Source organism: Catenulispora pinistramenti, from assembly GCF_018274385.1.
In the GTDB taxonomy this organism is placed as follows: Bacteria; Actinomycetota; Actinomycetes; order Streptomycetales; family Catenulisporaceae; genus Catenulispora; species Catenulispora pinistramenti.
The window spans coordinates 1-12,894 of sequence record NZ_JAAFYZ010000269.1; the positions used below are offsets into that span (position 1 = coordinate 1).

General features: G+C 72.2%; 6 protein-coding genes and 1 pseudogene. All 7 read left to right on the forward strand.

All coding sequences use genetic code 11. From position 1 onward, the window contains the following. A pseudogene (locus KGQ19_RS42815) lies at positions 1 to 1,126 on the forward strand (hypothetical protein); the annotation flags it as partial. Next, positions 1,123 to 4,458 carry a right-handed parallel beta-helix repeat-containing protein gene (locus tag KGQ19_RS42820; protein ID WP_212020324.1) on the forward strand — a complete coding sequence of 1,112 codons (3,336 nt, stop codon included), beginning with the start codon at positions 1,123 to 1,125 and terminating at the stop codon, positions 4,456 to 4,458. The pseudogene KGQ19_RS42815 and the gene KGQ19_RS42820, both read left to right, overlap by 4 nt. Before the next feature lie 225 nt (positions 4,459 to 4,683). After that, positions 4,684 to 5,010, forward strand: a complete 327-nt coding sequence (locus tag KGQ19_RS42825; protein WP_212020326.1) for a WXG100 family type VII secretion target — start codon at positions 4,684 to 4,686, stop codon at positions 5,008 to 5,010. Positions 5,011 to 5,025: 15 nt separating this feature from the next. After that, entirely contained in the window at positions 5,026 to 5,316 is a 291-nt protein-coding gene (locus tag KGQ19_RS42830; RefSeq protein WP_212020328.1) for a WXG100 family type VII secretion target, read from the forward strand. Between the two features lies 1 nt (position 5,317). Continuing rightward, the gene (locus tag KGQ19_RS42835) at positions 5,318 to 5,917 is read left to right on the forward strand and encodes a hypothetical protein (RefSeq protein WP_212020330.1); all 600 of its coding nucleotides are present in this window, start codon (positions 5,318 to 5,320) and stop codon (positions 5,915 to 5,917) included. 185 nt (positions 5,918 to 6,102) lie between these two features. Continuing rightward, complete coding sequence (locus KGQ19_RS42840; RefSeq protein WP_212020332.1) at positions 6,103 to 9,021, forward strand: WXG100 family type VII secretion target; 2,919 nt, start codon at positions 6,103 to 6,105, stop codon at positions 9,019 to 9,021. A gap of 178 nt (positions 9,022 to 9,199) precedes the next feature. Then, on the forward strand, positions 9,200 to 12,894 hold a 3,695-nt coding region (locus KGQ19_RS42845), incomplete at its 3' end, for a WXG100-like domain-containing protein (RefSeq protein WP_212020334.1).

The following is a 12,894-nucleotide window of genomic DNA, read 5'->3' on the forward strand; positions in this document are numbered from 1 at the left end:
CACCCCGCGGGTCCGCCTCGAATCAGCCCCCGACATCACTACAGCCGACGTCCCGGCCCCGGCCCTCCCGGCGTCGGCATCGGCATCGGCATCGGCCCCGGCATCGGCTCGCGGATCGGCCGCGCCCTGGGTCGAGATCGTCGCCGCCGCCCCGCCGCCGGTCCAGGAGGCGCCCAGCGAGGGCGTCCGGATTCAGCCGGTCCCCGAACCCGCCGCCTCCGCGGTTCCCTCGGCCCGCGACATAGCCAAGGAGCGCATCTGGCTCCGCCGCTCCCTGACGCGCCAGTTCGACGCCGCCGTGAACTCCGTCGCCCGCGTCGTCTCCGAGGTCCCCGGTCTGCGCGGCGCCGGCTCGGTCAGCCCCGAGGAGCTGATCAGCGACCTGGTCGCCGTGCGCCTCTACCTCGGCGGCGATACCCGCGGCCTGGACGACATGGTCCGCGGGGCGACCGTCGGAGCGCACGTCCCGCTCGCCCGGTGCGTCGCGGCCGGGTTGCGGCACCTGCCCTCGCACCGCGGTGCGGTCCGGATGGCGGCCGACCTCACGCCGCCGCAACTCGCCTGGTACCGCGACCGGGACCTGCTCACCGAGTGGGCCTTCGCGCCCGCGCTCAGCACCGCCGGGCTCGCCCTGCCCGGCCAGACCGAGATCCACCTCTGGTCGGTGACCGGCCGGCGGACCGCGCTGATCGATCCGGCCGTCGAGGGCCAGGTGGTCTTCCTGCCGGGCACGCGGTTCCGGGTCCTGGACGCCGGCGCGGGCCGGCTGCTCCTGCGCGAGGTGTCAGCTTCCGAAGGCGGTTCCGAAGTCGCTTCCGAAGGTCGGCTCGGTACCGCCTCGGAGCAGCTGGACGACCTCGCCCGGCAGGGACTGGAGCAGGCCGCGCGGTCCTGGCACGACGCCGGGCTCGGCACGGCCGCGCCACCGGGCAACCTGCTCGACCGTTTCTCCAGCCCGCCGGGGCTGATCGGCACCCGCGACAGCGGCCCGGCCCGCCGGACCACCTGGTCCTCCCGCCCGGGCGATCCCGCGGCGCCGCACGACCGAACGCCGCACGACCGAACGCCGCACAGCCGAACGCCGCACGACCGAACACCGCCCGACGACGGGGACGAGGTCTCATGACACGCCACATCCTGCTGGTCTCCCGCGACCGCGCGGGCGCCTGCCGCACCATCGGCGACGCGCTGCGCCAGGCCACCGACGGCGCCCTGATCTCGGTCTCGGCCGGGCGCTATGAGGAGTCCTTACTCATCGACAAGGTCGTCACCCTGGCCCCGGAAGGCGCGGGGGGCGACGTCGAGATCCACGGCGGGTCCGGTCCGGCGCTGATCGTGGACGCCGACGCGGTCCAGCTCACCAACCTCACCCTGGTCGGGACCGACGACCAGGCGCCGATCGTGGAGGTCCGGCGCGGGGAGGCGGTGCTGGACGACTGCCGCGTCACCGGGCCGGCCTGGACCTCGCTGCTGGCGCACGGCGCGGGCACGCTGGCGCTGCGCGACTGCCGCATCGCCAACCCGGCCGGCGCCGGCGTGGTCGTCACCTCGCCCGGAGCGAACGTCGTGGAGAACACCGACATCGAGGACGTCGCCTCCTCCGCTCTGGTGGTCTCCGAGCGCGGTCGGCTGACCGTGCGCGGGTGTCGCATCCGCCGGACCGGCGGCAACGGGGTCTGCGTCAACGGGCACAGCCGCACCGAGATCCAGGACACCGAGATCGAGGGCAGCTCCAAACCCGCGCTGGCCGTGGAACAGAACGCCGCCCTGGAAGCCAAGGGCCTGCGGATCACCGGCAGCAGCCAGCTCGACGTCTACCTCACCACCCGCGGCGAGGTCACCTTGCTGGACAGCGCGTTCACCGGCTCCGGCGGGCAGGGTGTGCACATCACCGGCGAGTCGCAGGCCCGGCTGGTCGGCTGCGCGATCGCCGGCGCCGCGGGGCACGGCGTGCACATCACCGGCGCGTCCAGGCCGCAGCTGAAGGCCTGCACCGTCACCGGCACGCCGTTCGGCGTCGTGGTCGAGGGCGGCAGCACGCCGACCCTCAGTGAGCTGACCGTCCGGGACGCCGACCAGGTCGCCGTACTGGTCACCGGCGAGTCGGTCCCGGAGTTCGAACAGCTCGTGACCGCCGGGACCGGCACCTCGGTGTCGGTGCTCGGCGGCGCCCGGGTGATGCTGCGCGGGGCGCGGCTGGCCAGCGGGACGGCCCCGGCCGTGACCGTGGCCGAGCACGGACAGGCGCGGCTGGGCCGGGTGGAGATCGACAGCACCGCGGAGTTCGGGCTCAGGCTCGACGACGGCGGCCGGGCGGCGTTGGAGGCCTGCGTGCTGCGCGGGTCCGGGCTGCTGGTCGGCGCCGACGCCGTGGCCACCGCGCAGTCCTCGGAGTTCGACCGGGCACCGGCCGATCTGGTGCGGGTGCTGGCCGGGGGCGCGTTCTCGGCCGGCGAGTCGCGGTTCCACGGCGCGAAGGGGCACGGGGTCGCGGTGGACTCCGACGGCCGCGCGGTGCTGACCGTCTGCCGGGTGTTCGACAACGGCGGCGACGGCGTGCACGCGGCCGACGACGCGCTGGTCGACCTCGTGGACTGCGACGTCCACGACAACGGCGGGACGCCGACGCGGCGGGCCGCCGGGACCGCGAAGCGGAAGTCCCCGCCGCCGGGACCCGTCGCCACCGACGCCGACGCCGGGACAGGCGCCCGGCCCGCGACCGCCCGGCCGGCGAGCGCCTGGCCGGCGAGCGCCGACGGCAACGGCCCGGACGCCGCCGACGACCCGGGCACCGACGACCGGCCGGCGCCGCGCGAAGGCGCCGGGGACGCGGGCCAGGCCGGCACCGGCCCGCTGTCCGAACTCGCCGGCCTGGTCGGCCTGGCCAGCGTCAAGGCCGAGGTCACGGCCCTGATCAACCTCAACACCATCGCCGCGCGCCGGGAAGAGCTCGGCCTGCCGATCCCGCCGCTGAGCCGGCACCTGGTGTTCGCCGGCCCGCCGGGCACCGGCAAGACCACCGTGGCCCGGCTGTACGGAGCGGTGCTGGCCGAGCTCGGCGTGCTCACCCAGGGCCACATGGTCGAGGTCTCCCGGGCCGACCTCGTCGCCCAGTACATCGGCGCCACCGCGATCAAGACCACCGAGGTGGTCACCCGGGCGCTGGGCGGCGTGCTGTTCATCGACGAGGCCTACACCCTGACCAACCAGGCCAAGGGCAGCGGTCCGGACTTCGGCCGGGAGGCCGTGGAGACGCTGATGAAGCTGATGGAGGACCACCGCGACGAACTGGTGGTCATCGTGGCCGGGTACTCGGACCTGATGGAGCAGTTCCTGTCGTCCAACCCCGGCATGGCCTCCCGCTTCACCCGCACGATCGAGTTCCCGAACTACAGCGTCGAGGAGCTCGTCACGATCGTGCGCGGGATGTGCGACACCCACCACTACGAGCTCGAAGACGCCGCCCTGGCCGCCCTGACGCGCTATTTCGAAGCCGTCCCCAAGGGCCCGACGTTCGGCAACGGCCGGGTGGGCCGCAAGATCTTCGAGGCCATGATCTCCAACCAGGCCTCCCGGCTGGCCACCAGCCCGCACGCCGCCGACGCCGAGCTGACCCGGCTGACCGCCGCCGACGTCGAGACCCCGGCCGGCGGCGCGGCGGCCGGGGCGCCCGGCGCCGCGGGCCCGGCCCAGGGCGCCGCGCAGCGCCGGCTCAGCGCCCTGGTGGGCCTGGACACGGTCCGGGAGGCCCTCCAGGCCCGGCTCACCGGCCTGGGCAACCTGCGCCGCGCGGGCCGACCCACCGCCGGCCTGGCGAACCTGGTGTTCGAGGGCTGGGCCGGCAGCGGCCGGCGGGCCGTGGCGGCGCTGTACGCCCGCGCGCTCGCCGAGATCGGGGTGAGCGCGCACGGCGCCCTGACCGCCGTGGAGCTGTCCGACTTCCCCGCCGGCCGGCCCGGCCAGGCCGAGGCGTTCGCCGACACGGTGTACGACCGCTGCGACGGCGGGACGCTGCTGCTGGTGTACGACGAGGCGTTCGCCGCCCGGCCGGCCGCGCAGCGCCAGGCCGTGCTGCAGGCCGTCCCGGCGGCCGCGGCCCGGGTACCGCAGGCGGTGACCCTGCTGGCCGGGGAACGGCACCGGATCGGCCCGCTGCTGCGGGACCGGACACCGCTGGCCGCGGGGTTCGCGGAGTACCTGATGTTCGCCGACTACACCGGGCGGCAGCTCGCCGACCTGGCGCTGCGCGAGCTGGCGGCGCGCGGCTGCCCGGTGGCCGAGGACGGCGCGGCGGCCATCGCGGCGTACTTCGACTCCGCCCCGGCCCGGACCGGCGCGCTGGCCGCGCACCGGTTCGCCCGGCAGCTGGCCGCCGCCTCGGGCAGCGGCGCCATCGGGGCCGCCGACCTGCCCGATCGGGCCCCGGACCCGGCCGATCCCGAACCGGCCCTGGTGTGAGCCGAGCATGATCGCCGCGGTGGTCCCGGTGGTCCTGATGGACCCGGTGGTTCCGGTGTGGCCTCGGGCAGCGGTCGATGTCACGAAGGGCATGGTCCGCGTCAGGCCGCTGACCAGACCGGGAGCGGCGAGCACCATGAAGTGAGCCGCTAGGAACGGCTCGCCCCGGAGCGGAGACCCGCACGGGATCTCACGGCACAAGCCGACAAAAAGCGAGGAGGCATCATGGCACCCACGACTTCTGTGACAGTCACCGGGATGCAGGCCGCGCAGGGCAACTTCAGCAACGCGCTCGACCAGATGAACACGTCCTACAACCAGATGGACGAGCAGCGCTCGACGCTGGCCGCCAACTGGACCGGCGAGTCCTCATCACTGTTCGGACAGGCCCTGGGCACCTGGCTGGACGACCTGAACGCGGTCCGGACACAGCTCAACAACGTCCTGACCCAGCTGGAGACCAACACCGGCATCTACAACCGCACCAACGACATGCAGACGCAGACCGCGTCCAGCTTCGCCAAGGGCCTGCCCGGCCTGAACAACCTGTAGGGAAGGAGAACCCTGATGGCTACTTACACAGTCAACATGAGCAACGTCCAGGAGATCGCGACTCAGATGGGGGCGATCTCCAAGTACATCCAGAACCTGCTGACGGAGCTGGACGACGGCACCAAGCAGAACCTGGCGGAGTGGACCTCGGACGCGCAGCAGGCGTACGCCGTCGCGAAGGCGATCTGGGACCAGAAGGCCCAGGACATGGCGGTCCAGGCCGTGGCCGCGCAGAACTCGCTGAGCCAGATCAACGACACCTACGCCAACGCCGAGTACCAGGGCCTGGGCCTGTGGAGCCGGTGACATGCCGGCTCCCAAGGTCCTGGAGACGAACCCGAACAACACCAGCAATCCGAACAACCGCAACAACAATACGAACAACAACTACAACAACAACCCCGGCGAGTGGGACCCGAACAGCGTCCACCGGCCCCCGCCGACGGACTACCCGACCGGTGCCGGACCGACGCCGCCGGCGGTCCCCGGCAGCGACGGCGGGCCCACCGGGGACGTCCGGGTCAACACCCCGTCGCTGGAGCTGTTCGCGCAGAACATCGCCTCGCTGATCCCCACGGTGCGGCAGGCGCTGGTGGCCCTGGACGACGTCAACGTCCAGCCCGGCGCGTTCTACCACGCCGACCAGATCCGCACCAACATCAACGGGGTGAACGGCGACGCCGGCCTGAAGAACCAGCTGGAGCTGGCCTTGAACGACCTGATCAACGGCCTGCAGAACCTGCACGACGACGTCATGCAGCTGAGCCAGAAGTACCAGAGCTTCGACGACCTGAACACCGCGACGGCCGACGACCTGGCCAACCGGTTCAACGACGCGACGCAGTACTTCGACAACATCATGACCGACACCGGCGGGGGCGGCGGGGGCGGGAACTCAGGGCAGTAGCAGCACCCGGGGTCCGGGGCGGTGACGCGCTCCGGACCCGGCCCGCGAGCGTCGAGAAACGACACCGTCGCGCAGCCCGTGCCGCCGGCGACGGCAGGCGCGGACAAACACAGTGAACTGACAGAACCCGGACCCCGGGGCGCCGAGCGGCGCCGGGGGCCACGGCCGACTCCGGAGGCGGAGCAGTGGGATCGACGGACGACACCAGCGGTGGCGGGTTCACCAAGGGCCCTGACGACTCCGTCTACGGCAATCCGAACTCGCCGGGCAGCGTCAGCGACTACGCCGGCTGGGACTGGCACCAGATCGAGGCCGCCATCATGGGCGGCACCTCGCTGGAGAACGCCGACGACGTCAGCCGGGCCGGCGGGATCTCCAACCCGCAGACCCTGGTCACCGCCGCCAACTCCTTCTTCCAGGTGCAGCAGGCGCTGCAGATGGTCGCGCAGGTCCTGCACGACCAGTCCCACGCCCTGGCCGGCGACGACCAGCCCTGGAAGGGCCCGGCCGCCGACGCCTTCCTGACCATGATGGACAAGTTCCAGCAGGAGGTCAGCGCCAACGCCACCCGGCTGACCGGCGGCTCCTACGGGGACCAGCCCGGCGGGCACTCCATCGTCCGGCAGCTCGTCGACAACGCGAACTACCTGAACTGGGCCCAGGTCCAGATCCAGGCGATCAACCACTACTACGCGCAGGCGGCGCTGAACATGCGGCCGCCGGCCAGCGTGGTCGACGGGCTGGTGCAGATCCACGAGAAGCCGGTCATCGTGCAGATGATCACCTCGGACATGCGGCACGTGCTGACGACCCTGGCCGGGGACTACCAGGTCACCATCGACAACACCCCGAAGATCGACAGCAACACGAGCAACATGCCCCCGCCGCCGCCGGACCAGAACGATTCCGACCTCCCGCCCCCGCCGAACTCGGACACCGGCGGGCCGCCGCCGCCCACCGGCGACCCGGGCGGCGACCCGGGCGGCGACCCGCCGCCGACCAGCGACCTCGGCGCGCCGCCGCCGACCGGGAGCGGCGGGGACGGTGGCGCCCCGCCGCCGGACTTCAGCGGGTCGGCGCCGCCGAACGGCGACCTCGGCGACCCCGGTGGCGCAGGCCCAGGCGGCGGCGGGCCGCTGAGCGACCTGGCCACGGATGGCCCGGGCGGCGGGCCGCCCGCGGACTTCAGCACCCCGGCGCCGCCGAGCCTGGGCGACCCCGGCAGTGGGAGTCCGCTGTCGGATCCCGCCACAGGTCCCGCCACAGATCCCGCCACGGACCTTGCCTCGGCCCCCGGCGACACCGGGGGCGGCGGAACACCGGCCGACTTCAGCACGTCGCCGCCGCCGGGGACGTCGCCCTTGGCGAACTTCCCGACGTCCACCGGGAGCATGCCGAACACCCTGGCCACCGACAGTGGCACACCGTCGCCGTTCGAACTCGGCGGGACCCCGCTGGGGCTGCCGGGGTCCGGGAACGGACTCGGCAATCCGAGCGGCTCGCAGGACCCGACGCTGAGCGGGCAGAACCTGACTTCGGCGCCGGGGACCTTCGGCGACGGGCCGGCCACGACGCCGCTGTCGGACAGCCTCGGGTCGCCGCTGTCGGACAGCCTGCCATCGCCTCTGTCGGACAACCTTGGGTCGCCGCTGTCCGACCAGGCGCCCGCGCCGTTCGAGACGACGTCGCCTTCGTCGCTGGAGTCCTCACCCGGCGGCCTCGGCGGGATGCCGCTGATGCCCGGCGGCGGCCTGGGAAACCAGGGTCCGGCCGGCACACCGCTGGAGCGGTCGGACGCCTCGGGCCTGCTGGACCCGAGCGCGAAGCCGTGGCTGGACGGCGCGCTGCCGGACGGGCAGATCGGGTCGCCGCTGGGAACGCCCGAGGGCGGCCTGGGACTGCAGGGCGGCGGCATGCCGTTCCTGCCGCCGATGGGCGGCGGCTCCTCGCCGCCGGCCGGCACGCCGCTGGAGCGGTCGGACGCCTCGGGCCTGCTGGACCCGAGCGCGAAGCCGTGGCTCAGTGAGGCGTTCCCGAACGGCGACATCGGAACCCCGGACGGCACCCCCGAGGGCGGCCTCGGCCTGAACGGCAACGGGATGCCGTTCCTGCCCGGAATGGGCAACTCCACACCGCAGAACGGGACCCCGCAGGAACGCTCGGACGCCTCCGGCCTGCTGGATCCGAGCGCCGACCCGTGGCTGAGCCAGACCCCGCACGACGGCGAGATCATGGCGCCGAACGGGACGGTCGAAGGCGGCCCGGGCCTGACCGGCGCCGGGATGCCGTTCCTGCCGATGGGAGCCGGCGGCCAGGCGCCGCCGCGGTCCGACGAGGAGCCGTCGGACGCGTCCGGCCTGCTGGGCTCGTCGGTGCTGCCGTGGGTCGACGAGACAGTGCCGGACGACGAGCCGGCACCGGCGGACGGGACGGCGTCCGGGATCGAGGGGCTGCTGTGGCCGCCGATGGCGCCGGTGCCCTCGGGCATCGGCGGAGACGGCGATGGCGATGGCGATGGCGATGGCGATGGCGATAGAAACGAGGAGCGTCGTCAGGCTTCGCAGAGTTCTGATCCCAAGCCGGAGCCCGAATCCCGCGCCGAGGAGCCGCCACCGGACGCCGGCTCCGACAACCCCTCCGCCTGGGAGGAGATCGGCGTCGGCGCAGAGGTGCTGGCCCTGTGGGCCACCGCCCGCCGCCGACGACCCGCCCCCGAGGGCGAGATCGACCCCCGAACCGTCAGCGTGGAACGCGACGCCTGGCTGGACGACGAAGACCAGCCCGGTGCCCCCGGCACCGACGAGGACCCCGGTCTCGCGGTCTGGCGCCGAGCCCCGTCCGGATCCGGTGGCTCAGGCAACGCAGGTGTCGCGGGTAGCGCAGGTGTCGCAGGTAGCAACGGTCTGCCCCGCGAACCCGGGATCCTGCGCGCCGGCCCCCCGCCCACGAACGGCTCATGGCCGCCACCGGAGGGTCTGCCCGCCGACGGTTACGAGGACGACGAACAGGACGAGGAACCCGAGCCGGTGGGCATCGCAGACCTGCTGACCCAGGGCGGGGACGCTTGGGGGACGCGGGACGGCGGCTGGGATTCGCTCGGGTAGTGGCGGCGCCCGGCTGGACGCACATCGGTACCCAGGGCCGTTCGATCGGGTACTGCGTGATGTTCACCCGGGCAGCAGGCAGGTTCGGCTGTGAACGACCGCCTGTCAGAACTCGTAGTTTCAGTTTCGCGAGCAGATGTCGCTCGCCGCCTTCGCTTTATAGACGCCGGGAGGAAGCATGGCCATCGAACTTCCTCCCGAGTTGAGTTGGGTCGCGTACCTGACCGGCCAGCCGTTCCCGAAGGGGAACGAGACGCAGATGTTCGCCATGGGCGATGTCTGGAACTCGACGGCCAAGCAGCTGGCGGACATGGGCACCCAGCTCGACGACGTCGAGAGCAAGGTGTTCGAGGGCCTGTCCGGACCGCCGGCGGAACAGTTCGCGCAGTACGCCTCGGAGTTGCGCACGGTGTTCCCGGAACTGGCCGCCGGGGCGGACCAGCTGGGCGGGTTCGCCCACGACACGGCGCTACAGATCGAGTACGCCAAGTACATGATCATCATCACCCTGATCTGGATGGCGGAACAGATCGCCACCTGGGCCTCCACCCTGTGGGGCGCGGTGGTGGTACCGGAGATCGAGATGGCCGGGGCCATGGCGGTCCGGGCGATCCTGCGGCAGCTGCTGGTGTCGGTGGTGTCCGGAACGGTGATCAACACCGGGATGGACGTGCTGGTGCAGGCCATCCAGTTCCTCAAGGGCGACCGTACCCACTGGGACACCCGGCTGACCAAGGGCGCCGTCGAAGGCGGAGCCGTCTTCGGAGTCACCGCGGGACTCGTCCACGGCGGCGCCAAACTCGTCTTCCCGAAACTGTTCGACAACGCCATCGGGCACATCGGCGTCGGCGCCACCGGTGGACTGCTCGGCGGGGAAGTCACCAACCTGGCGTTGAACTCCGATCAGAACCTCGGACTGGCCACCGCCGCCGGAGCGTTCGGCGGACTGATGGGCTCACGCACTCGCGGCGGCGAGGACATCCCCGCCCCGGACATCAACCTGTCCGGGCTCAAGTCCCTCCCCGACCTCGACCTCGGCCCGGGACGCAACACGCCCACCGACAAAACCGAGGACCCGACCACAACCCCCGGCGAGCACGGCCAGCTGCCGGACTGGTGGCGCGACAACCCGGCGAACGGCACCCACTCCGAGCCGCCTGTACGCACGGACGGCACCGGCGGCAGCAGCAGCGGGCCCAACAGGCTCCGCAAGAACCCGCCCGGCAGCACCGGCGACCCGCTCGTCAAGGAACCGTCCGGCGGCGGCGACGTTCGCACCCCGGACCGGGAGCCGTCCAGGGTCGGCCGCCCGTCCCCGCAGGAGCAGGTCGCCCAGTGGCAGAGCGTGCGCCAGGACATGTCCCAGCAGTACGCCAACCGCTTCGACTACGAGACCAAACTCGCCGATGCCCAACGGCACGGCGACTTCGCCGTCACCGAGGCCATCGCCGACCACCAGGTCGCCCAAAGCCGCTCCGGGAGTGGTTCAACGGTCTCCCCCGGCGTCCAGGACAAGACCTACACGGCGGTCCGCGACCAGATCCACACCGCCTTCGAGAACCGGTTCGGCACCGGAGGCAGCCAATGGCAACCCGGGCAGGACCACGCGCAGCAGTTCCAGCCCGCGCTGGACAAAATCGTCGCCGCCATCCCGGACCGCATCAGCGACGAGGCCCTGTGGGAATCGCAGCTTCCGCAGATCCAGCACCGGTTCGAGCAGGTCTACGACAACCACCCCGACATCACCGCGCGCCGCGAACTACTGGGCCCGGCCGGCGAACCCGGCCACGTCGCCGCCCGCGACATCGCCTGGCAGAACTTCGAGAAGCAAGCGCGCACCGGCTTCGAGTCCACCATCGGCAAAGACAGCGCCGTCCCGGTGCCCACCCGGCTGGAACGCGGCATCCAGCAACAGTTGGACACCGTCCACTCCGACATCTCGCGGGACAGCTTCTTCCAGCAGGAACTGCAGAAACAAACCGGCTTCCTGAGCGACCTGCGCCGACACCCAGACCTGTCCGGGCTGCCCGACCAGGTCTGGCACGGCATGCACACCGAGCTGGAAACCCGGCTCCGCACCGATTTCGGCCAACTCGTCCACGGCGGCGAAGACCACACCGCCCTGTTCGACAGCACCCGGCCGGGCGGTAGCGACGTTGCCGGCTCAATAGGCGACAACGGCGGCGACGGTCCACGGCCCCCCGGTCCAGGACCGGGCCGTGACATCTTCCGCGACGAGGCGGTGCGCCGGGAGTGGGACCGGACCTCGCTGGACCGGCTGAGCACCATCCGGCAGGCGGCCGCCCGCGCCGCGATCACCTACGAGACCCGTACCCGCTTCGACGCCGGGACCGCCGGCCTGGAACAGAACCGGTACCGCTCCGATCCGGCACTGGCGTCCGAGGACGCCCCGGCCTCCCGGCTGCCGACGCCCCGGGACCAGGCCGTGCACGACGCCGCCACCGCGTTCCGGAACCACTTCGCCGCCTCCGACGTGGACAACGGACGCACCTGGCGATCCTGGAACCCCCGCTTCGACACCGGCATGAACACCCAGATCGCCCACGAGACCCGGTTCGAGCAGGCCCTGAACGAGACCCGCCGACACTTCGACACCACCGCCGACCAGTTCGACATCGCCGACCTGGGCTTGGAACCAGAGGCCATAGCCCGGGTCCGCGCGGACTACGAGAAGGACCTGCGTGCCGTCTTCGACGAGATCCACCGCGCCGCCGCGGGATCCTGGGACGGCCACGGCGGCGGACAAACGGTATGGGACATCGCCCGCCAGCACCTGGCCGACGGGCTGCCCGACCGCTTCCGCGTCGAAGCCGGCGCCATCGACGCCCTCAGAGACGGCGCGGCCCGCTTCAACGCCATCCGGGCCGGGTTCTCCCTGCCCGAAGACCGGCAGGACATCCTGGCCCAGGACTTCAAAGCCGACACCGCCCGGACCTTCCACGAGATCTTCAGCAGCCACAAACACGACATCTCCGCGTGGCTGACCCACGAGGAGAAGCACTCCAACACCTTCCGCACCGCACTGGACAAGACCAGCACCAGCACCGACTACAAACCCGAACCCGGCGGACCCGCTGAACGGACCCCGGAACCACGCCCCGGTACCGTCCGTACCCTGGACCACGTCCAGCAGCAGATCGCCCACGACACGGCCGCCGCGGCACGGCGCTGGGCCACCGACGAGCGCCGGCATTCCGAGGAGGACATCGAGGCCGCGAAGAAAGCCTTCGACGACGCCGTACGCCGCGAGTTCGCCAAAGCCCGGTCCCGTGCGGAGCAGACCGGCCACGGCGAAGTCAGCACACTCACATGGGACCGCGGCTACCAGCGTCTGGCCGACCACCTCGACACCTACCTGGCCGTCGAGGAACACCGCTCCGAGACGATGCGCAAGCTGGACACGACGATCGGCGAACGGCTGGAGACCTGGACCGAGCCGCGATTCGCCCCCTGGGAACGGCAACAGCTGCGACTGGTCCACGAGCGACTGACCCATGACATCACCGGCGAATACCGCGGCCGGCAAGAGAAGCTGTCGCTGGGCATGGCCTACCAGGACCACACGCTGCCCTCCCAGGACACGCGCATGCGATGGGTTCAGGGCGCCGTCGAGGAACACATCGACCAGACCCTGCAAGACTGGCGCGGCCGGGCCGACACCAGCCCCGCCGTCATCGACGCCCTGGTCCACCTCCACCGCGACCTGCACAGCACCGCGAAGACCAGCCTCGACAGCGACCGCCACCGGGCCGACACCGGCCCGCATCAGCCCCCGGACGACGGCCCGCCGAACACCCCGCCGCCCTCGCACAACCCACCGCCCTCGCATAAGCCGCCGTCTCACACCCCGCC

What these genes read in the sequence shown, in the direction of transcription:
- KGQ19_RS42820 (WP_212020324.1), top strand. Translation starts at nt 1,123, where the DNA reads ATGACACGCCACATCCTGCTGGTCTCCCGCGACCGCGCGGGCGCCTGC.
- KGQ19_RS42825 (WP_212020326.1), top strand. Translation starts at nt 4,684, where the DNA reads ATGGCACCCACGACTTCTGTGACAGTCACCGGGATGCAGGCCGCGCAG.
- KGQ19_RS42830 (WP_212020328.1), top strand. Translation starts at nt 5,026, where the DNA reads ATGGCTACTTACACAGTCAACATGAGCAACGTCCAGGAGATCGCGACT.
- KGQ19_RS42835 (WP_212020330.1), top strand. Translation starts at nt 5,318, where the DNA reads ATGCCGGCTCCCAAGGTCCTGGAGACGAACCCGAACAACACCAGCAAT.